Below are 21,105 nucleotides of genomic sequence, written 5' to 3' on the forward strand. Positions count from 1 at the left end.
GGGGCTTCGGTCATGGACCACGAGGGAGCGACCGTCCTGGTCGTCGAGGACGAGCCGAGCATCGCGGACGTCCTCACCATCGCCCTGCGCCACCACCGGTTCGAGGTGATGGCCGCGGGGAGCGTACGGCAGGCACAGCGGCTGTCCGAACGGACCCGGCCCGATGTGGCGCTGCTCGATGTGATGCTCCCGGACGGCGACGGCCGGGTGCTCGGCCGTGAGCTGCGCGACCGGCACCCGCAGACGGCGGTCGTCTTCGTCACCGCGCGCGACGCCCCGGCGGAGATCGTGGGCGCGCTGGGCTTCGGCGACGACTACATCACCAAGCCGTTCAACGTCGACGAGGTGGTGGCGCGGATCACCGCCGTGCTGCGCCGGACCCGGCCCGCCGATGTGCTGCCCGTACGGCCGCCGCTGCGGTACGGGGACCTGGAGCTCGACGAGACGACGTACGCGGTACGGCGCGCGGGTCACACGGTCCAGCTCACCCCGACCGAGTACGCGCTGCTGCGGTTCCTCGTGCGCAACGAGGGGCGGGTGGTGCCCAAGGAGCAATTGCTGCGGCATGTGTGGCGGTACGAGCACCAGGCGGAGTCCACCGTGGTGGAGACCTACATCAGCTATCTGCGGCGCAAGCTGGATCCTCTGGGGCCACCGCTGATCACCACGCGCCGGGGTGTCGGATACGGGCTCGTATGACGGCGCGCGAGAAGGCGCCCGAGGCCGGTCACGGGAGGGCCGGGACCGGCCGGGGCGAAAGCGGGACCGGCCGGGAGAAGGGGGCCGGGACCGGCCGGGGGACGGGGGCCGGGACCGCCTCGCCGCATCCGCTCCGGGGCTGGGTGCGGGACCGGCGGCGGCGGATGCAGTCCCTGCGCACCAAGCTCACCCTGGTGAATGTGCTGCTGTTGCTGCTCGGCATCGCCGCCGCGATCGTCGTCAGTCTGATGACGATGCAGCACTATCTGCTGGAGCGGGTGGACGCCGAACTGATCACCAGCCGGGCCGCGCTGGAGAAGACCGGGTTCACACGCGACGAGATCGACTCCATCCGGGCCATCTCCACCCTCGTCGACCAGGTCGGCTCGCCCGGGGTCTCCATACCCGGCGGTCTCCCGCGCTCGCACACGGTCCTCATCGCCGTCGACGAGCAGAACCGGCCGATCCCCCTCGACCGGCTCGAACCCACCGACCGCCAGCGGAGTCTCGCGCACGCGGTGGGGGATCCCGTCGCCCTCGCCGCCTCGGACAAGGTGCGCGATGTGACGGTGGACGGCGAACAGTACCGGGTCGTCGGGAGCCGTCTCGGCGACGGCACCATCGTCCTGGTGGCCACCGGCACCGATGCCGTGCGCTCCGGGATCAGAGAGGCGCTGAGGCTCGACATCGCCTTCGGGGCCTTTCTGCTGGCGCTTCTCGCCCTGATCACCACGATGGGGACCAAGCATCTGGTGCAGCCGCTGGAAGGCATGGTGGAGACCGCTTCGGCCATCGCGGAGGGCGATCTGACCCGGCGCGTACCGGCCGGACGGCATCCGGTCAATGAGATCGAGCAGCTGAGGGTCGCCCTCAATTCCATGCTCCACCAGGTCGAATCGGCCTTCGAGACCCGGGAGCGCAGCGAGGAGCGGCTGCGCCGCTTCGTCGCGGACGCCTCGCACGAGCTGCGGACACCGCTGTCCGCGATCCGGGGCTATCTCCAGCTGTACGACCGGGGCATGCTGCGGCGGCCCGCCGACCGGGCGCGCGCGCTGTCCCGGATGAACACGGAGGCCGACCGGATGGGCCGGCTCGTCGAGGAACTGCTGACCCTCGCCCGTCTCGACCGGCGGCCCGAGGTGCGGATGAGCCCCGTGGATCTGAGCCGGCTGGTGCGGGACGCGGCACATGATCTGGTGGCCCAGCAGCCGGACCGTCCCGTCACCGTACGGGCCGAGGGGGCGGCGACCGTACGGGGTGACGAGTCGGGCCTCGGCAAGGTGGTCGGCAATCTGCTGTCCAATGTCCGTGTCCACACACCGGCCGGCGCGCCCGTCCTGGTGGAGGTGGTCCGCGGACCGGACGCCACGGTACGGCTGCTGGTCTCGGACGAGGGCCCCGGTATGGCCCCCGAGGACGCCGACCGGATCTTCGACCGCTTCTTCCGGGCGGGCTCCGGCGGGGGCGGCGGCAGCGGTCTCGGTATGGCGATCGTCCACGCGGTGACAGCGGCCCACGGCGGCGAGGTCACGGTCCGCACGGCCCCCGGCGAGGGGCTGGCGGTGACCGTGACCTTCCCGCCCGGGTGAAGCACGGCCCCGGAGGCGTCGCCCGGGCGGGACCTTGGCGGGCCCCGCCCCGGAACCCGGCACCGGGCGGGAAGCGGGACCCGGGCGGGAAGCGGCTGCGCGGCTATGCCTGGCGGGACGCCAGCTGGACGACGGTGATGTCGGAGGCCGCGCCGACCCGTACGGGCGGGCCCCAGGCGCCCGCGCCCCTGGTCACGTACAGCTGGGTGTCACCGTAGCGTTCGAGTCCGGCGACGGTGGGGTTGGCCAGTTCGGCGAGGTAGTTGCCGGGCCAGAGCTGGCCGCCGTGGGTGTGGCCGGAGAGCTGGAGGTCGACGCCGTGCTTCACCGCGTCGTGGATGACGACCGGCTGGTGGGCGAGCAGCACCGAGGCACGGGTACGGTCCCGGTCGCCGAGGGCCTTCTCGAAGTCGGGGCCCTTGCCCTCGCTCTCGCCCTCGACGTCGTCGACCCCGGCGAGGTCGAACCCGCCGGGGATCTCCGCGCGCTCGTTCTCCAGCGGTCTGAGCCCCAGCTCCCGCACATGGTCGAGCCACTGCTCGGCCCCCGAGAAGTACTCGTGGTTCCCGGTCACGAAGAACGATCCGTGGCGGGCCTCCAGCTGGGCCAGGGGCTCGGCGGCGGACCCGAGGTCGGCCACCTCGCCGTCGACCATGTCCCCGACGACGGCGACCAGATCGGGCCGGGTGGAGTTGATGGAGTCCACGATCCGCTGGGTGTGGGCCCGTCCCAGGATCGGCCCGAGGTGGATGTCACTGACCACGGCGATCCGGAAACCGTGGGCCGCGCGGGGCAGTTTGGCGAGCGGTACGGTGACCCGCTTCACCCGGGGCCCGCGCAGCACGCCGTACGTCCCGTAGCCGACGGTCGCGAGCGCGGCGGCGGCGGCCGACCCGCCGACGACACGTGAGACGAAGAGCCGCCGTGATACGGCGGGGGCCGGGGGCGCGGCTCCGGCCGGAGCGGGATCCGGGGCCGTGGTCCGGGCCTGGGGCTCGGGCTCTGTCTGCGTCCGGGTCCGGGACGCGTCCACGGCGGGGTCGGAGTCGGGGCCGGGCAGGGTGGCCGGATCGTCCGCCGTCGCGGAAACCCGGGCCGTGGCGGCTCCGCTCTCCGTCGCGGGCCGTCCCGTACCGTCCACCGGGTCCATCACGAGCGCGGTGGTGGTGGACTCGCGCCGCGCGGCGGCTGCCGGGGAGGGGGCCGGGGACGGGTCGCCGGAGAGACCGGACGGTCCCGAGGGGCCGGAAGGGCCTGCCGTACCGGCGGAATCCGCCCCGCTTCCCGGTGCCGGATCCCGCTCCGCCCGCTTCACCCGCCGCAGCCAGACCGCCCGTACGACCTCACCGGCCACCAGGAACAGGACCAGGTACAACAGCAGCGCCAGCCACAGATAGCCAGGCCAGGCCAGCACCTGTTCCAGCCAGAAGGGCGCTCCGGAACGGGCCGACACCATCGTGGCGACCGACAGCAGCGGCAGGACCACCAGCACCACGGCGCCGGTCCGCCGTACCGCGCGGTTCTCCGTGGTGTCACGGACCAGCCGCCGCCAGAGGTACCAGTGGGCCCCGGCGAGCAGTGAGATCACCGCGACCACCACGAGCAGGACGACCACGATCACAGGACGCTCCCCTATCCTTCGCGTGCTCAGAGGGCGTCATATGCCCACGCGATAGCTAACGCGCCGGATGTTGTCCTTGTGCCCGAGGTGATCGAAGAAGTTACGACTCGGCCATCTCGGACGCTCCGCGGCGCAGGGCCCGCAGACCACGGAACCCGATGACGCCGACGGCCGTCCCCAGGAGAAAGGACGCGATGGCGAGCACCAGATGCACCCAGAAGTATCCGGTCGGGTCACCCGCGTCGTCGAACGCCAGCCCGCTGCCGTCTTTCCAGAGGTTCTTGACGAAAGTGACCCAGATGACCCAACTCCATACTCCGAAGGCGAGCAGGAACAAGGACACGGGGCGGCTGAGCTTCATACCCCCAGTATCCTGGCCGCCCGTCGCCAGGGCGTCCGGGGGTGGGCTGTCCCGGCGGCCTTCACGGCGAGTCATCAACCCGACAACCATATTTTCCCGAACTCCAGGTACTTTTCCGTCCGTGTCTGTATTGAAGAAGACCGCGCTGACCGTCGCTGCCGCCTCTCTGCTGCCTCTTCTCGTCTCCGTCCCCGCCGCCGCGAACACCCACGACGGCAGGGCCGCGAAGAACCCCGGAGCCACGGCACCGAAGCAGCCGGTCCCGCCGGCCGCCATGTCCACCGTGGGGGGCGCGCTGCTCGGCAAGCCGGGAACCCAGGTCAGACTGGGCTCCACGGCTCCCGTACTCCCCCAGGAACTGAGCGGACGCTCCTGGATCGTGGCCGACGCGGAGACCGGTGACGTCCTGGCCTCACACAACGCCCACTGGCGGCTGCCCCCCGCCTCCACGCTCAAGATGCTCTTCGCGGACACCCTGCTCCCCAAGCTGCCCAAGAACGCCGCCCACACGGTCACCGAGGAGGAGCTCGCCGAGGTCGGCGCGGGCAGCAGCCTCGTCGGCGTCAAGGAGGACCACGCGTACACGGTCCACGACCTGTGGCTCGGGGTCTTTCTGCGCTCCGGCAACGACGCCGTCCACGTCCTGTCCGCGATGAACGGCGGGATCCCCCAGACCGTCGAGGACATGCAGGCGCACGCCGAGGAGCTCCAGGCGCTCGACACCCGGGTCGTCTCCCCCGACGGTTACGACGCGGCCGGCCAGGTCTCGTCCGCGTACGACCTCACGCTGATCGCCCGCAGCGGCCTCCAGAAGAAGGACTTCCGCGAGTACTGCTCCACCGTCAGCGCCGAGTTCCCCGGCACGGTGGAGAACGGAGTACGCGACAAGTTCGAGATCCAGAACACCAACCGGCTCCTCACGGGTGAGTCCGGCGTGCCCCTCTACAAGGGGATCGCGGGGGTGAAGAACGGCAACACCACACAGGCGGGCGCCACCTTCACCGGTGTCGCCGAGCGGAACGGCAAGGTGCTCCTCGTCACGGTCATGAACCCGGACTCCGACGAGGACCAGGCCGTCTACAAGGAGGCCGGCCGCCTTCTCGACTGGGGTTTCGCCGCCTCCGGCAAGGTCACCCCGGTCGGCGAGCTGGTGGCGCCGAGGGGCGCCGAGCCGCAGGCGCCGCCGACCGCGGCCGGGCCGACGAAGAACGGCCCCCAGGCACAGACGGTCGCCGCCACCGGGGACGGCTCCTCGGGGGGCGTCGGTACGGCCCTCGCGATCGCGGGCGGCGTCCTGGTGGCCCTGGCGGGGGGCGTGTTCCTGGTCAACCGCCGCTGGCCGTCCCGGCGCGGCTGAACCGGGAAGGGCGCGGGGGAACAGGAGGGGAGCCTGATCGGGTGGGGAGCCTGATCGGGCGGGAGTGGATCGGGCGGGCCGGTCCGGCGTATCTGCGGGCCCGGACCGGGGCCACCCGCTTGCGTACGGACCGGGGCCACCCGCCTGCGTACGGACCGGGGCCACCCGCCTGCGTACGGGCCGGCCCGGGCCGCGCCGGTCGTCCCGGGCGCCTCCCACAGGCTCGCACCGGCTCGCACCGGCTCCCCCCGGCTTTCCAACCGTCCGGCCCGACCGGATCCCGCCACTTCATCCGGCCACCGGCCCGACCGGCGGCATGTCCGATATGTTCGGCGCGTCCGTCCCGACCGGCGGAGCCCCCTCAGGACGGGCCGTTGTTCTTCGCCCGACGCCGACCCGCCGCTTCCTCAGGGGACTCCCCGTCCCCCTCGGGCTTCTCCGCCCTGCCCTGAGCCCCCTTCTCCGGCCGCCCGCCCCCGTCCCCGTCCGGCGGCCCGCCCTCGGGACGCGCCCCGTCCTCCGCACGCGTCTCGTCCTTGCTGTCCGTCGCCGTCCAGGCCGCGCAGAACAGCAGCAGCTTCGCCGTGAAGTTGATCCACAGCAAAAGGGCGATCGGCACACCGAACGCCCCGTACACACTCTTGCTCGCCACCCCGCTGAGATAGCCGCTGAGCAGCAGCTTGAGCAGTTCGAAGCCGATCGCGCCGATCAGCCCGGCCGTCAGCAGGCGGTGGCGCGGCGGATGCACACCGGGGAGCAGGGTCAGCAGATACATCAGCATCAGGAAGTCGGCGACGACGGCGATGGCGATCGCGGCGATCCGCAGCAGTACGCCCCCGGCCCCGCCGTCGCTGATGCCGAGCCGTTCGGCCGACCAGCCGACGGCGGTGGAGCCGAGCGCGGACGCGGCGAGCGAGGCCAGCGCGACCCCGCCGAGGCCGAGCAGAACGGCGCCGTCCTTCGCCTTGCGGACGACGGGGTTGTCGTCGCCCTTGTCGTCGATCCCCCACACCGCCCGCAGACAGTCCCTTATCGAGCCGACCCAGCCGATGCCGGTCAGCAGCAGCAGCGCTCCGGCGACGACCCCGACCGTGCCGGCGTTGGCCACCAGGGAGTTGATGTCGAGCTGGTCCGAGATGCCCGGCACCTGCTGGCTGAGCTTGTCCTCCAGCGCGGTGACGCGGTCCGGGCTGAGCAGCGCGGCGGCGATCGCGGCCGCGACGGTGATCAGCGGGAACATCGCGAGAAAGCTGATGAAGGTGATCGCGGCGGCGAGCCGCGTCCAGTGGACGCGCTCCAGGGTCTCGTACGAACGCCAGGCGTGCGTCCGCATCAGCCGGGCCATCAGCGGCCCGATCACGGGGAGCCTGCTCAACCAGTCCATGTCGTACGCGTACCCTCCCGCCGCTCCCGTACCGGTGCGCTCACAGGTCGGCGACCGCGAGCCCGTACATCGCCGCCCACACCAGCCCGATGACGGCGAGCGCGCGGTCGCCCAGCACCACGTCCTCGGGGGCTCCGGCGGTGCCCCGGTCGGCGAACACCGCGTACCGCAGCACCGCCAGGATGAACGCGATCACCGACAGCTGGCGCCAGGGCAGCAGCGCCGAGGCGGCCACCCCACCGCTCTCCAGGGCCCAGAGGCAGTACGCGAGGACCGCGACCCCGGCCGCGAGCTGCCACACGAAACGCAGATAACCGGCCGTGTACTCGCTGAGGAGCGCACGTGTCGCCCCCTTGTCGTCCTGTATCTGGACGGCTTCGGAGTACCGCTTGGCCGCGACCATGAACAGCGCCCCGAAGCCGGTCGTGATCAGAAACCAGCGCGAGAGCGGGATGCCGAGCGCGACCCCGCCGATCATCGCGCGCATCAGAAAGCCGGTCGTCACGACGGCCATGTCGACGACGAGGACGTGTTTCAGCCAGACGCAGTAGGCGAGCTGCATGGAGAGGTACGCGGCGATCAGCGCGCCCGTCATGGCGTTGCACAGGGTCATGGCGCCCGTGACCGCGAGAGCGGCGAGGATCGCGCCGGTGCCGTAGGCGACCGGGACCGGCACCACACCGGAGGCGACGGGGCGGTGGCGCTTGACCGGATGGGCCCGGTCGGCCTCGGCGTCACGGGCGTCGTTGACCAGATAGACGGCCGACGCCGCGGCGGTGAACAGCATGAAGACAAGGGCGAGTTGACGGGCCGTGTGCGGGGACATCAGCTCACCGGCGGCGGCGGGCGCGGCCATGACCAGGACGTTCTTGACCCACTGCCGGGGCCGTACGGTCCTCAGCAGCCCCATGGGCAGACCGGTGGCCCGGGGTGGGTCGGCCTTCCCCGGCTGCTGTCCGGATCGCTCCGGCTCCGGCCGTTCGAGCAGTGCGGTGCCGCGCTCGGTCACCGCCCCCGCCTCCCGTCGCCGGCCGCCCACCGTGCCCCCAGCCGTGCGGCGATCCCTCCGAGGGCGACGCCCGCGACGACGTCCGTCGGGTAGTGCACCCCCGCGACCAGCCGTGACACACACATGGCGGCGGCGACCGGCGGCACGAGACGGCGTCCGGCGGGCGTCAGCGCTCCGAAGGCGACCACGGCCGCGGCGGCGGAGGTCGCGTGCGAGCTGGGGAACGAGTGCGCCCCGGCTGTACGGACAAGGGGCGTACGGTCCCCGGTCCCGCGCGCGGCCCGTCCCGCGTGGCCGTGTACCGGGGCGGAGGTTTCCACGGTCCCGGACGCAGGGCCGGCCCGGGTCCCCGACACGTCACCGTCCTCCGGCCCGGGCGCCGGAACGGTCGCGGGTCCCGGGCCCAACTCAGCGGTCGAGGATCCCGGACCCCGGCGAACCGTCGCGGATCCCGGACCCCGGCGAACCGTCCCGGGTCCGGCCCCCCGGCTCCGTACGGCCGGGTCCGCCGTCCCCGGCCGCGGACGGCGGACCACGCGCTTCACCGCCATGCTCGCCAGATGCGCGCCCGCGATCAGTGCCGTGGCCCGGAGCCAGGCGCCCCGTCGGGCGGGGTCGGCCGCCGCCCCCGCGAGCCCCGTGGCGAGCCAGAGCGCACCGTGTTCCCCGGCGAAGGAGAGCGCGCGGGCCACCGCCGCGACACCGGGCCGGTCTCCGCAGTCGCGCATCGCCGCCAGCAGCCGTCGGTCGGCCGCCGCGTACGGCGCCCGGTCCGCGTATCTCATTCGCCACCCCTTCTCATGAGCCTGACGGGACTCTTCTGGGCGATCGGCCGACTTTCACGTCCTTCTTTGATGACACTCGTTTAATCACCCATTTCGGCGAGTCCGTGAGGCCTGCAAAAATGTGGGCATAAGCGGCGATACGGTCACGAGTATGGCTGCCGACACCCGCACCACACCCGCCACCGACTTCGACGACTCGTTCGTGTCCGTCACCGGCTGGGGCCGTACCGCTCCGACCGTCGCTTATCTGATGCGGCCCCGAACCCACCAGGAGGCCGCCGCGGCGGTACGGGAGTGGGGCGCGCGCGGCGGGATCGCACGGGGGCTCGGCCGGGCGTACGGAGACGCGGCGCAGAACGCGGGCGGCACGGTCCTCGACATGACCGCCCTCGACCGCGTCCACTCCGTCGACGCGAGCGGCGGAACCGTCGTCTGCGACGCGGGGGTCAGTCTGCACCGGCTGATGGAAGTGCTGCTTCCGCTCGGCTGGTTCGTACCCGTGACACCGGGAACCCGGCATGTCACCGTCGGCGGTGCGATCGGCGCCGACATCCACGGCAAGAACCATCACGTCAGCGGGTCCTTCTCACGCCATGTCAGCGCGCTGGAGCTGCTCACCGCGGACGGCACCGTCCACACCGCCGTGCCGGGCACGGATCTGTTCGACGCGACGGCGGGCGGTATGGGCCTGACCGGGGTGATCCTCTCGGCGACCATCCGGCTGCACCGGGTGGAGACCTCGATGATGCTGGTGGACACGGAACGGGCCACCGATCTGGACGACGCGATGGCCAGGCTCAGCGCCGCCGACCGGCGCCACCGCTACTCCGTCGCCTGGATCGATCTGCTGGCCCGCGGGCGCGCGCTGGGCCGCTCGGTCATCACCCGGGGGGAGCACGCGCCACTCGCCGCGCTCCCCGCGCGCGCCCGCCGGGCGCCCCTCGCGTTCCGGCCGGGTCAACTGCCCGCCGCCCCCGCCTTTGTGCCCGGGGGCCTGCTCACCCGTACGTCCGTCGGACTGTTCAACGAGTTCTGGTACCGCAGGGCTCCCCGCTCCCGGACGGGTGAACTCCAGCGGCTCTCGACGTTCTTCCACCCGCTGGACGGCCTCCCCCACTGGAACCGGATCTACGGCCGCGACGGCTTCGTGCAGTACCAGTTCGTGGTCGGCCACGGCCGCGAGGAGACACTGCGCCGGGTCGTACGCCGGATCGCGCGCCGCGGCTGCCCCTCGTTCCTCGCGGTCCTCAAACGGTTCGGCGAGGGCGACCCCGGGTGGCTGTCCTTCCCGATGCCCGGCTGGACGCTGGCGCTGGACATCCCGGCCGGTCTTCCCGGCCTGGGCGCGTTCCTGGACGAACTCGACGAGGAGGTCGTCGGCGCGGGCGGCCGGGTCTATCTGGCGAAGGACTCCCGGCTCCGGCCCGAACTGCTCGCGCAGATGTACCCCCGGCTCGCCGGCTTCCGCGAGCTTCGGGCCCGGCTCGACCCCCGGGGGGTCTTCACCTCCGACCTCTCCCGCCGGCTCGCGCTCTGACCGTCCCGCCCGCCCGCCTGCCTGCCTGCCCGGACGTCACCGGACATCGCAGGACGTCACCGGTTGCAGGCAGGAACCGCAGCCATCGGCAGACGTACGCGGACCACACCCCGCCCCATCCCAGCACCCCTCAAGGAGTCACCGGTCATGAAGGACGCCTTCGGCACCCCGCAGTCCCTGCTCGTCCTCGGTGGCACATCCGAGATCGGGCTCGCCGTCGCCCGCCGGCTGATCGCCCGCCGCACCCGTACGGTCTGGCTCGCGGGCCGCCCCTCCCCCGACCTCGAAGCCGCGGCGGAGGGGCTGCGCGTGCTCGGCGCCGATGTGCGCACGGTCGCCTTCGACGCGCTGGACCCGGCCCTCCACGAGGAGGCGCTGGGCAAGGTCTTCACGGAGGGCGACATCGACATGGTGCTGCTCGCCTTCGGTCTGCTCGGGGACCAGGCGAACGACGAGGGCGACCCCCCGGCCGCCGTCCGGGTCGCGCAGACCAACTACACGGGAGCCGTCTCGGCGGGCCTCGTCTGCGCCGCCTCGCTCCAGAACCAGGGCCACGGCTCGCTGGTCGTGCTGTCCTCGGTCGCCGGGGAACGCGCCCGGCGCACCAACTTCATCTACGGCTCCAGCAAGGCCGGTCTCGACGCCTTCGCCCAGGGACTCGGGGACGCGCTGCACGGAACGGGCGTGCATGTGATGGTCGTACGCCCCGGATTCGTCCGTACGAAGATGACCGCCGGCCTCCCCGACGCACCGCTCGCCACCACGCCCGAAGCGGTCGCCCTCGCCGTGGAACAGGGGCTCCGGCGCAGGTCGGAGACCGTGTGGGTGCCGGGCGCGATGCGTGTGGTGATGTCGGCACTGCGGCACGTCCCGCGCCCGCTGTTCCGCAGGCTCCCGGTGTGACGGGTCCCCGGGGCCGGGGCGGCGGTACGGAGTGATCAGAACGGGAGCCCGACCAGGCCCCAGCCCCGTGCCCGGGCCCGCGTGACCACCTCGCCCCACTCGCGTATGAGCCCGACGGCGTCGTCGAAGGTGCCGGGCCGGGCCGCCCAGCCGGCGGCCTCGGTGTCGAAGGGCTCGCGGAGTTCCTCCAGCCGCGGCGCGGCCAGTTCCCAGGCGCGGACGAGCTCCGGCACCTCGTCCGGCGCGCGGAGCAGCAGTACCCGGGGGCGCCAGGGGGCGGGGTCGTCCGGGAAGCCGCCCGCGGACGGCGGGGCGTCGTACCTGTCCGCCGCGCCCCCGCCCGGGCCGTCCCACACCAGGCCCCCCAGGAAGCAGTCGAGGGCGCCCCTCAGACCGGGCTCGGCCGACGCCCTCATGTCGTCCCAGGCGTTGGCCAGATGGACGTGCCAGCTGTATGAACCGGTGGTTCCGAAGAACCGGTACTCGGCACACCACTTCGACCGGCACGTCCCTACCCAGCCGCCCTGCGCCGCGAGGTCGGCCTCCTCGCACGGGGCACAGCGGAAGGACGGGTACACGGCATCGGTCAGCGCTTCCAGACGTTCGCCGGCCGGCATCCGGGCCAGGTGCTCCCAGTCGGCCATGACCACGGTGATGTCCAGCCCCATCGGCGCAGGCTACCAACCGGGTGCGGATCCGAGGTGCCGTGCGCGACCGGGGCCCGCCTGACGTGCCGGACGCGTCCTACGTGAAGGGCGCGGTCGCGGGCTCGTCGACCGGGGAGCCGCCCTGCGCCGGTACGCCTCCGATGCCGCCCCCGAAGGCGTACTCGTGCAGCTTGCGCCACACACCGTCCGGTCCCTGTTCGTACAGCGCGAAGGAGGCACAGGTCCAGGCCGCCTCGAACGCGGACAGCTCCTCGTACGCCCGGTCCATCGCCTCCTCGGCGATCCCGTGCGCGACGGTCACATGCGGGTGGTACGAGAACTGGAGCTCGCGCACCAGCGGGCCGGAAGGCTCCCGTACCCGCTGCTGGAGCCTGGAGCAGGCCGCCGCGCCCTCGACGACCTGGATGAAGACGACGGGGGAGATCGGCCGGAACGTCCCCGTCCCGCAGAGCCTCATGGGGAACGGCCTGACCGCGGCGGCCACCACGCTCAGATGCTCCTCGATCCCGGGCATCGCCGCGGGGTCGACCTGGGTCGGCGGAAGGAGGGTGACATGGGTGGGAATGCCGTGCGCGGCAGGATCCCCGAAGCTCGCGCGCCGCTCCTGGAGCAGGCTGCCGTAGGGCTCCGGGACCGCGATCGAAACGCCGAGCGTTACGGTCCCCACATCGTTCTCCTCGTTCGTCTCGCGGCTGTCGTGCCGGGCTGCCGTTCGGTCTGTCGTGCCGTCGGTCGTGCTGTTGTCGTGCCGTCCGCCGCGCGTGGGCCGCGCGGCTGTCCGCCGGTTGTGCGCCGGGCGTCCGCCGGCTGTCCGCCGACCGGGCCCTCGGCCCGTGCTCCCGGTCGTACGTCCCCGGTCGTCCTGTCCGGTCGTACTCCCGGGTCGTCCCGTCCGTCGTCCGGCTCTTCCCGTCCGTCGTCCAGCCGCCAGTGTGGCGGCTTGATGACGGATGTGGCCAGAGGCGTTGGACACACTGGCCCGCGGCCATCCGGCCCTGCTTGGGTCTCCGCCGCAGGTCAGGCCGGTTCCGGACCCTGTTTGAGAGCGCGCTTCAGGGTCCGGACCCGTGGGTGTCGCGGGATGCCCGTGGCTGGAATCAGTGCTTGGCGGGCAGGAATCCGACTCTGTCGAATGCCGTGGCGAGCGTCTCCGCGGCCACGGAACGCGCCTTCTCCGCGCCCTTGGCGAGGACCGAGTCCAGCGTCTCGGGGTCGTCGAGGTAGGCCTGCGTACGCGTGCGGAACGGCGTGACGAACTCCACCATCACCTCGGCGAGGTCCGTCTTCAGCGCGCCGTACATCCGGCCCTCGTACTCCTTCTCCAGCTCGGCGATCGTCCGGCCGGTGAGCGTGGAGTAGATGGTGAGCAGATTGCTCACACCGGGCTTCTCGACGGGGTCGAAGCGGATCACCGTGTCGGTGTCGGTGACCGCGCTCTTGACCTTCTTCGCCGTCGCCTTCGGCTCGTCGAGCAGATTGACCAGGCCCTTGGGAGTGGACGCCGACTTGCTCATCTTGCTCGTCGGGTCCTGGAGGTCGTAGATCTTCGCGACCTCCTTGACGATGTACGGCGCCGGAAGGGTGAAGGTCTCGCCGAAGCGGGTGTTGAAGCGCTCCGCGAGGTCGCGGGTCAGCTCGATGTGCTGGCGCTGGTCCTCGCCCACCGGGACGGCGTCCGCCTGGTACAGCAAGATGTCCGCGACCTGGAGGATCGGGTAGGTGAACAGCCCGACGGTCGCCCGGTCGGCGCCCTGCTTCGCCGACTTGTCCTTGAACTGCGTCATCCGGGACGCCTCGCCGAAGCCGGTGAGGCAGTTCATGATCCAGCCGAGCTGGGCGTGCTCGGGCACATGGCTCTGGATGAAGAGGGTGCAGCGATCGGGGTCCAGCCCGGCCGCGAGGAGCTGGGCGGCGGCGAGCCGGGTGTTGGCGCGCAGCTCGGCGGGGTCCTGCGGCACGGTGATCGCGTGCAGGTCGACGACCATGTAGAACGCGTCATGGGTCTCTTGCAGCGCCACGTACTGGCGGATCGCTCCGAGGTAGTTCCCGAGGTGGAACGAGCCTGCGGTGGGCTGGATACCGGAGAGAGCGCGGGGTCGGAGTGCGGCCATGGTTCTCATTCTCTCAGGTGTGGAACCGAAGTCCGGCCGCCGGTGTATCAAAGGTGTGAGCACGCGGGAGGGGACCCTGGAGGGGGGCCGCAGCGTCGTCGACGAGCAGGCGGTGATCGCTCGGGTACGCGCCGGAGAGCCGGAGGCGTACGCGGAGCTCGTGCGCGCCCATACGCAGGTCGCGCTGCGGGCGGCGGTCGCCTTCGGGGCGGGGGCGGACGCGGAGGACGTGGTGCAGAGCGCGTTCCTCAAGGCGTATCAGGGGCTGGGCCGGTTCCGGGAGGGCGCCGCCTTCAGACCCTGGCTGCTGCGGATCGTCGTCAATGAGACCAGGAACACAGTGCGCTCGGCCGGGCGCCTGAGAGCGCTGGCGGACCGGGAGGCGCTGCTGCTCGGCCCGGAGCCGCTGATACCGGAATCGGCGGATCCGGCGGTGGCCGCCGTCCGGGAGGAGCGCCGGGAGCAGCTGATAGCGGCCCTGGACGAGCTGAGCGAGGAGCAGCGCCAGGTCGTGGCCCACCGCTATCTGCTGGAGCTGGACGAGGCGGAGACGGCGGAGGCGCTGGGCTGGCCGAGGGGGACGGTGAAGTCCCGGCTCAGCAGGGCGCTGGCAAAACTGGGGCGGTCGATAGGGGCGACGGGAGGTGAGGAGCATGAGTGAGGACTTCAGCACCGCGCGGGGAGGCGGACACGGAGACGGGGAAGCCGGGCGCGACCCGGAAGGCCCCCGGGCCCCGGAAGGCCACGATGACCGCGAAGGCGGGGAAACCCGCGAGCCCCGGGGAACCCGCGGTGGCCGGGGGGGCTGGGACGACGGAGAAGGCCGGGGCGACCCGGAAGACCGGGAACGCGGGGAAAGCCGCGAGGCCCGGGGAACCCGCGGTGGCCGGGCAGGCAGGGACGACCGGGAAGGCGGGCGCGGCCCGGAAGGCCACGATGACCGGGAGACCCGCGGTGGCCGGGCAGGCGGGGAAGGCCGGGGAGGTCCGGCCCAGGATGGCCGGGAAGATCACGAAGGCCGGGGCGACCGGGACAGCCGGGGCGACCGGGGTGACCGGGGTGAGGACGGCGGGCGGGTCCGTGGTGCACCAGGGGCCGGCGAACTGGCCGAGGAGCTGCGGGCGCTGGGGCGCGGGATCAGGATCCCGGACGTCGACGGCGAGACGATGGCGGAGCGGGTGCTCGCCCGGCTCCTCGCCGACGCGGTGCCGGTCCCGGTGCCGCCTCCCGGCCGCGCCGAGCGGCTGCGCGGCTGGGTGCGCCGGAGATGGCGCTCCCTGACGATGCTCCTGTCCGGGGTGCTGGTGGTGCTGGCGCTCACTCCCCCGGTGCGGGCGGCGGTGGTGGACTGGTTCGGCTTCGGCGGAGTCGAGGTGCGGTACGACCCGTCCGCGACTCCGGCCCCGGGCGACCCCGTTCCCGGCTGCCCGGCGCCCGTCACCCCGGCGGAGGCGGAGCGCCGGGCGGGCTTCGCCGCCCTGGTCCCGGAGGAACTCGGTCCGCCCGACGCGGTCTCGGTCACGGAGAAGCCCGGTGACCGTTCGATGGTGACCCTGTGCTGGGAGGACGGCCCCGGCCGGACGGTCCGCCTGGACCAGTTCCCGGCGCGGCTGGACTTCGGCTTCGCCAAGAGGAGCCCCCACCACCCCGAATGGATCTCCATGGCCGGGGGCACGGGTCTGTGGTTCCCCAGCCCCCACCTTCTCCGTTTCGAGCTGCTCGACGGCCGGACCGGCACCTGGACGGAGTCCGAACGGACCGCGGGCCCCACTCTGCTGTGGCTCACATCGGACGAAAGCGTCACGCTCCGACTGGAGGGCGTCGAGTCCCTCTCCCGGGCGCGGGAGATCGCGGAATCGACCCCCTGAGGCTCCCCCGGAGCCCTTCCGAGCCCGCAGGGCCGCCCCTCGGTGGTCGTCTCCCAGGGCTCGCCGGGCCTGCCCTGCCCTCTGGGGCTCCCTCGGTCCGTCCGGCCGTTCCGGTCTCCCCCGACGCGGCGACGGCCCGAGCCCGCCCGGACGCCCGGAGCCCATCTCGCGGCGACGACCCTTGTGTATGCCCTGTCGGATGGTGTCGCGGGGCTGCCGGGGGAACGGCCTGCCGGCGGGCTGCGCCCCGTACCAGGTGTCCGTTTCGGGTGTCTGTATCAGGTGTCCGTGACCAACCCGGTGGGCCACGGGCCGATCGCGGCGGGTTCCCCGGGCATTCCCGGCACAAGCTGCCACGGCCCCGTCGGCTGCCCCGGCTGAGCGGCTGGAACGACCGCTCACCGCGGACGACTCCGGCGGTCCGCGGATCGGGACCGGTTCGGGGCCTCACCGACAGCCCGCTCAGCAGACCGGTCCGGACCATCACGGACGGGATGACGCGCCGCGGCGCAACATTCTCCCAGCCCTGCGGCATCTACGCCGTGAAGGGGGAACCCCTTCGGCTGCGGACACCGGGGATACAGGAACACCGGCACCGCTCCGCGACCCGCGGAGCGAAAGACAGCCGGCCACGCCGAAGCGGTGGCGCCGGGGTCCGTCGCCTGTGCCACATCCCCTCGGAGAGGTTCTTCGTGCTTTCGACCGCCATTCGCCGGGCCCGCGTGGGCAGCGGATCCGAACTGGCCGCCGCGGTTCTTCTGGGACTGGGCTTGCTCTGCGCGCTGATCGCCGCGCTGGTCCCCAGTGCGGTGGGCTTCGCCGTGGCCGCTGTGGCGTCCTATGCGGCCGACTGGTATCTCCATCAGCGCGGCAGCCACCTCGTCAAGCGGCTGAGCAGAATCAGGTTCGGCCTGCAGGCCCGCTTCCTGCTGCGTCAGCTGCTCCTGATACTGATGCTGTCGCGGCTGGACCTCACCGATCCGCCCCTGTTCCCCGTCGCGATCGGCGGCTTTCTGCTCCTCCTCTGCCTACAGGCTCCGCACGGTGCCCTCACCACCCTGATCAGGCAGCGCCGCGTCATGCCGGTGGTCACGCGCAACATCGATCTGCACGGCGTACGGATACCCGACGCCCCGCCCCGTGCCCTGCTGCACCGCTCCGCGGAGAAGATGCTCCACCTCGACATCCCCGCCGTCGCCGGTGTGCTGGCCGCCACCCGGACGGACACCGGCGCTCCCGCGTACGCCGGCATGGCGATCAGCCTCGGTCTCGCCCTGCTCTGTCTCGCCGTCCTCTGCCTCCGACTGCGCCCGAACCGGCTCGTGCCGGGCACCTCACAGGTACTCACATGTGTCGACGCCTGGCTCCGCGCCTACCGGCCGACCGTCGTCCTGTACTTCTCCGGCTCCAGGAATTCGGCCTATCAGGTGCGGATGTGGGTGGAGACGATGGAGCGGTTGGACGCCCGCCCGCTGATCATCCTGCGGGAACGCTCCATCGTGCCCCGGCTGGACGAGACCTCCGTGCCGGTCCTCTGCGTTCCGGGCGCGGAGGACCTGATGAACCTGGACCTGTCCACGGTCCGGGTCGCTCTGTACCCGGCCAATGTCGGCAAGAACATCCACCTGCTGCGTGTCCCGACGATGAAACATGTCTTCATCGGGCACGGGGACAGCGACAAGGCGGCCAGCGTCAACCCGTTCAGCAAGGTGTACGACGAGGTGTGGACGGCGGGGCGGGCGGGGCGCGACCGGTACGGGCGCGCGGAGGTCGGCGTACGCGACGAACAGATCGTCGAGGTCGGACGGCCCCAGCTCGCCCCCATCGAGGGCTGGACCGGGGCGCCGAAGCCCCCGGTCCCGACGATTCTGTACGCCCCCACCTGGGAGGGCTGGGACGACGGTCCCGGCAACACCTCACTGCTGTCGGCCGGTGAGAACATCGTCAGGAGCCTGCTGAAGGCCGAGCCCCCGGTCCGGGTGATCTACCGGCCGCATCCCTTCACCGGCACCCGCAGCGCGAGGGCAGGGGTGGTCCACGCCAGGATCACCGCGATGATCGCAAAGGCCGCGGCCGAGCGCGCCGCCGACCCGCGCTGGGCCGGGGAGCCGGCCACGGCGCAGGCCGGCCGAGCCGCGGCGCGGGAGGCCCTGGCCGATATCGAGGTGCGGCTGGCCGAACTCTCCGAGCGCGGCCGGCCCGGCGACGAGGCCGAGATGTCACGGGTCTCCCTCGCCGAGCCCCAGCGGCTCGCGGAGGTCACGTCGCTGCTGGCCGAGTGGAACCACGCGTACTGGCGCTCCTTCGACCGGTGGGAGCACCGGACGGTGACCGGAGACCGGCCGGCTCTCTACGACTGCTTCAACGAGTCCGACGGCCTGGTGTCCGACATCTCCAGCGTGGTCTCGGACTACATCGCAAGCGGCAAGCCGTACGCCGTCGTCGACTCGGCCGCCGTGGGCGCCGAGGAGTTCAAGTGGAGGAACACCGCCGCCCGGGCCGCGGTCATCGTCTCCAACAGCGCCGTGGAACTGGGGGAGTTGCTGGACGCCGTCGCCGACCCGGCGGCCGACAAGTCGGCGACGGCACGGCGCGAGCTGAAGCGGTATCTGCTGGGGCCCGAAGAACCCGCCTCCATCGACCGGTTCAACGCCGCGGTCGCCGCCTTGACCGCCCGCGCCGGGACACCCGGCAGCCGCCCGGCCGAACGGCTGCCGATGGCCCCGGCCCGTACGCCCGCCCGGCCCCCCGAGAACGAGAGCCCCCGGGACGACGGGGGCGACTTCAGCATCAGCGGCTTCGGCGGAGGCTGGCCGGACCAGGCGGCGGACCGGCAGGACCGCCCAGGGCATGCCTGATGGATCAGGCCGGATGGGAAACAGCATGAACGCCGGTAACCGGCATACAAGTTCAGGGAACAGCGCGATGGAGCGGAGCGTCAGAGGCCGATGAAGATCTCCTTTCTCATTCACACCGTCTACGGCATCGGAGGAACGATCCGCACCACGCTCAATCTGGCGGAGGAACTCGTGAACCGGCACGAGGTGGAGATCGTCTCGGTCTTCCGCCACCGGGACGTTCCGCTCTTCGCCATCGACCCCCGGATCTCCGTCGTCCCCCTCGTCGACACCCGGGTGAACTCCGCAGCGGCCGAGGGGGAACAACCCTCCCGGCTCCAGCCCGCCGAGTACTTCCCCCGGAACGAAGCGCGTTACAAGGAGTACAGCGCGCTCACCGACGACCGCGTACGCGAGCACTACGCGGCCTCCGACGCGGACATAGTCGTCGGGACCCGGCCCGGGCTGGTCGCGTACGTCGCGCGGTTCGCCCCGCCGGGCGCGGTCCGCATCGGGCAGGAGCACATGACGCACAACCACCACAAGGCGGCCCTGCGTGCCGAGATGTACGAGCATCTCGGCGCGCTGGACGCCTTTGTGACGGTCTCCGAGGGGGACGCGGCGGTGTGGCGGGAGCGGATGCCCCTCCCGCGCACCCGGGTGCTGGCCATCCCGAACAGCGTTCCCGAGCCCCGGGTCGCCCCCTCCGACGGGACGGGCACCACCGTCGTCGCCGCGGGACGGCTCGCCTCCGTGAAGCAGTACGACGTGCTCGTCGACGCCTTCGCCCAGGTCGCGGCCGAACGCCCGGAGTGGGTGCTGCGCATCTACGGCGGCGGGGACCAGCGCGCCGGACTCCGCGAGAAGATCCTCACCATGGGCCTCTACAACCGCGTCCATCTGATGGGGCCGCACTCCCCGATCGAACCCGAGTGGGCCAAGGGCGCGATAGCCGTCTCGACCTCGCGCCACGAATCGTTCGGTATGACCCTCGTCGAGGCCATGCGCTGCGGCCTGCCGGTGATCTCCACCGACTGCGACTACGGACCGAGGGAGATCATCGAGGACGGTGTGGACGGCGTCCTCGTCCCGGTCGGCGACCGCGAGGCGATCGCCGGGGCACTGCTCCGGCTGATCGACGACGAGGAACTGCGCCGCCGTCTCGGCGGCACGGCCCGCGAGAACGCCCGCCGCTTCGACCCCTCGGTGATCGTCAAGGAGTACGAGAACCTCTTCGAGGAACTGACCGCCGCCGCCGCACTGCGCGCGGTCGCGCCGGACTTCGAGCCGGTGGCCGACTGTGTGGCCGACGCGGACGGCGATGTGGTCATCAAGCTGGTCACGCCCCGTCCGACGGCCGAAGCGGCAGGGCTGCGGCTGCTGTGCGTACGGACCACGGACGGTACCGAGGTACGTGTCTTCCCGTTCGGGCCGGATGGTTCCGTGACCGTTCCCGCCGACGGGGAGATCGGCGAAGGGGTCTGGGAACTGTTCGCCGAGTCTCCGACGACCGGTGGGCGGGCCCGCCTCGCCGCCCGCGATACCGATCAGCGCGGGGCGATGCGCGCCGCCGAGCGGCTCGCCCCCGGGAAGCCGGTCCGCAATCTGGTGCCGTACGCCGACCGGAGCAGGGGCACGCTCCTGCTCCGGTCGTGGCTGAGGAAGGTGCACGCCGAGGCCGCGGACGTTCGGGTCGACGGGCGGAAGATGACCTTGTCCGGCAGTCTGATCGGCGCCACCCCGGAGGGGACTCCGGTACTGATACTGCGCCGCCGGGGGAAGCCCGCGACGGAACTGACCGTTCCGGGACGGTGGGGCGGGACGGGACTGTTCCACTTCACCGTCACCAGTTCCGCCCCGGCCGCCGAGCAGATCACCGCACACGATGTGTGGGACGCCTTCCTCCGCTATGCCCCGGACGCACAGCCGGTGCGAATAGGCCGGATCATGGACGATGTGGTCGCGAAGAAGGACATCTACACCTATCCGCTGGCCGTACTGCGGAAGAGGAGGCAGGGGAGTCTCGCGCGAGCCCTCGCCGGAAGACTCCTCGGACGGCCGACGCCGCAGGTCCGGGTCCGCCTCTTCTACACCGCCTCGAACGATGTCGCTCTCAACGTGGTCGACCTGTGAGGCGCCCCGTCCCGGGACGTCCCCCGGCCCCCCTCGCCGCAACGGTCCCCATCGCTGCGTCCCCCAGTCGTTTCAAGGTAGGTCGTTTCGTGTCAGTGCTTCGTGAGGCCAGGCCCCGTACCACGGCAGTCGTGCTGGCGGGTGGTACGGGTCAACGGGTGGGGCTGTCGATTCCGAAGCAGTTGCTGAAGATCGCGGGCAAGGCCGTGATCGAGCACACGCTGACGATCTTCGAGCAGGCCG

General features: G+C 72.0%; 17 protein-coding genes and 1 pseudogene. 10 read left to right on the forward strand and 8 right to left on the reverse strand.

Features of this window, described 5'->3' with window-relative positions:
• Window positions 1-12 precede the first annotated feature (12 nt).
• Together ACIBCM_RS21080 and ACIBCM_RS21085 are read left to right on the forward strand one after the other, a co-directional pair.
• Window positions 13-699: a response regulator transcription factor gene (locus tag ACIBCM_RS21080; protein WP_399245317.1), complete on the forward strand. Its 687-nt coding sequence runs from the start codon at window positions 13-15 to the stop codon at window positions 697-699.
• A gap of 164 nt (window positions 700-863) precedes the next feature.
• Complete coding sequence (locus ACIBCM_RS21085; RefSeq protein WP_399245375.1) at window positions 864-2,288, forward strand: ATP-binding protein; 1,425 nt, start codon at window positions 864-866, stop codon at window positions 2,286-2,288.
• A gap of 103 nt (window positions 2,289-2,391) precedes the next feature.
• Here ACIBCM_RS21085 and ACIBCM_RS21090 read toward each other — a convergent pair whose 3' ends face one another.
• Window positions 2,392-3,909 (reverse strand): metallophosphoesterase, encoded by a 1,518-nt coding sequence (locus ACIBCM_RS21090; protein WP_399245319.1) that lies wholly within the window; start codon window positions 3,907-3,909, stop codon window positions 2,392-2,394.
• 100 nt (window positions 3,910-4,009) lie between these two features.
• Entirely contained in the window at window positions 4,010-4,270 is a 261-nt protein-coding gene (locus tag ACIBCM_RS21095; protein WP_399245321.1) for an SCO4848 family membrane protein, read from the reverse strand.
• A 121-nt stretch (window positions 4,271-4,391) separates the two neighbouring features.
• On the opposite strand from ACIBCM_RS21095, the gene ACIBCM_RS21100 reads away from it, so the two are divergent.
• Window positions 4,392-5,627: a D-alanyl-D-alanine carboxypeptidase family protein gene (locus tag ACIBCM_RS21100; RefSeq protein WP_399245323.1), complete on the forward strand. Its 1,236-nt coding sequence runs from the start codon at window positions 4,392-4,394 to the stop codon at window positions 5,625-5,627.
• Between the two features lie 361 nt (window positions 5,628-5,988).
• Here ACIBCM_RS21100 and ACIBCM_RS21105 read toward each other — a convergent pair whose 3' ends face one another.
• The 3 genes and pseudogenes from ACIBCM_RS21105 to ACIBCM_RS21115 form a co-directional block, all read right to left on the reverse strand.
• Entirely contained in the window at window positions 5,989-7,011 is a 1,023-nt protein-coding gene (locus tag ACIBCM_RS21105) for a YihY/virulence factor BrkB family protein (RefSeq protein WP_399245325.1), read from the reverse strand.
• A 40-nt stretch (window positions 7,012-7,051) separates the two neighbouring features.
• Window positions 7,052-8,020 (reverse strand): decaprenyl-phosphate phosphoribosyltransferase, encoded by a 969-nt coding sequence (locus ACIBCM_RS21110; RefSeq protein WP_399245326.1) that lies wholly within the window; start codon window positions 8,018-8,020, stop codon window positions 7,052-7,054.
• Window positions 8,017-8,310, reverse strand: a pseudogene (locus ACIBCM_RS21115) (phosphatase PAP2 family protein); the annotation flags it as partial. The gene ACIBCM_RS21110 and the pseudogene ACIBCM_RS21115, both read right to left, overlap by 4 nt.
• A gap of 646 nt (window positions 8,311-8,956) precedes the next feature.
• Between ACIBCM_RS21115 and ACIBCM_RS21120 the strand changes: the two are divergent.
• Window positions 8,957-10,342: an FAD-binding protein gene (locus ACIBCM_RS21120; RefSeq protein ID WP_399245328.1), complete on the forward strand. Its 1,386-nt coding sequence runs from the start codon at window positions 8,957-8,959 to the stop codon at window positions 10,340-10,342.
• Between the two features lie 147 nt (window positions 10,343-10,489).
• Window positions 10,490-11,245 carry a decaprenylphospho-beta-D-erythro-pentofuranosid-2-ulose 2-reductase gene (locus ACIBCM_RS21125; protein ID WP_399245330.1) on the forward strand — a complete coding sequence of 252 codons (756 nt, stop codon included), beginning with the start codon at window positions 10,490-10,492 and terminating at the stop codon, window positions 11,243-11,245.
• 35 nt (window positions 11,246-11,280) lie between these two features.
• Here ACIBCM_RS21125 and ACIBCM_RS21130 read toward each other — a convergent pair whose 3' ends face one another.
• The 3 genes from ACIBCM_RS21130 to trpS form a co-directional block, all read right to left on the reverse strand.
• Entirely contained in the window at window positions 11,281-11,913 is a 633-nt protein-coding gene (locus ACIBCM_RS21130; protein WP_399245332.1) for a hypothetical protein, read from the reverse strand.
• A gap of 76 nt (window positions 11,914-11,989) precedes the next feature.
• On the reverse strand, window positions 11,990-12,580 hold the full coding sequence (locus ACIBCM_RS21135) for a 2'-5' RNA ligase family protein (RefSeq protein WP_399245333.1): 591 nt from the start codon (window positions 12,578-12,580) through the stop codon (window positions 11,990-11,992).
• A 430-nt stretch (window positions 12,581-13,010) separates the two neighbouring features.
• On the reverse strand, window positions 13,011-14,024 hold the full coding sequence (gene trpS, locus ACIBCM_RS21140) for a tryptophan--tRNA ligase (protein WP_399245335.1): 1,014 nt from the start codon (window positions 14,022-14,024) through the stop codon (window positions 13,011-13,013).
• Here trpS and ACIBCM_RS21145 point away from each other — a divergent pair.
• The 5 genes from ACIBCM_RS21145 to ACIBCM_RS21165 form a co-directional block, all read left to right on the forward strand.
• On the forward strand, window positions 14,023-14,685 hold the full coding sequence (locus tag ACIBCM_RS21145; RefSeq protein ID WP_399245337.1) for an RNA polymerase sigma factor: 663 nt from the start codon (window positions 14,023-14,025) through the stop codon (window positions 14,683-14,685). The two genes, trpS and ACIBCM_RS21145, sit on opposite strands and share 2 nt — an antisense overlap.
• A 505-nt stretch (window positions 14,686-15,190) precedes the next feature.
• The gene (locus ACIBCM_RS21150; protein ID WP_399245339.1) at window positions 15,191-15,892 is read left to right on the forward strand and encodes a hypothetical protein; all 702 of its coding nucleotides are present in this window, start codon (window positions 15,191-15,193) and stop codon (window positions 15,890-15,892) included.
• Between the two features lie 722 nt (window positions 15,893-16,614).
• The gene (locus ACIBCM_RS21155; RefSeq protein WP_399245341.1) at window positions 16,615-18,750 is read left to right on the forward strand and encodes a hypothetical protein; all 2,136 of its coding nucleotides are present in this window, start codon (window positions 16,615-16,617) and stop codon (window positions 18,748-18,750) included.
• A 90-nt stretch (window positions 18,751-18,840) separates the two neighbouring features.
• Window positions 18,841-20,862, forward strand: a complete 2,022-nt coding sequence (locus tag ACIBCM_RS21160; RefSeq protein ID WP_399245343.1) for a glycosyltransferase family 4 protein — start codon at window positions 18,841-18,843, stop codon at window positions 20,860-20,862.
• A gap of 89 nt (window positions 20,863-20,951) precedes the next feature.
• Window positions 20,952-21,105, forward strand: a 154-nt coding sequence (locus ACIBCM_RS21165; RefSeq protein ID WP_399245377.1) for an NTP transferase domain-containing protein, incomplete at its 3' end; no start/stop codon positions are given.

The sequence above is a fragment of the Streptomyces sp. NPDC051018 genome (assembly GCF_044456085.1).
Classification (GTDB): Bacteria; Actinomycetota; Actinomycetes; order Streptomycetales; family Streptomycetaceae; genus Streptomyces.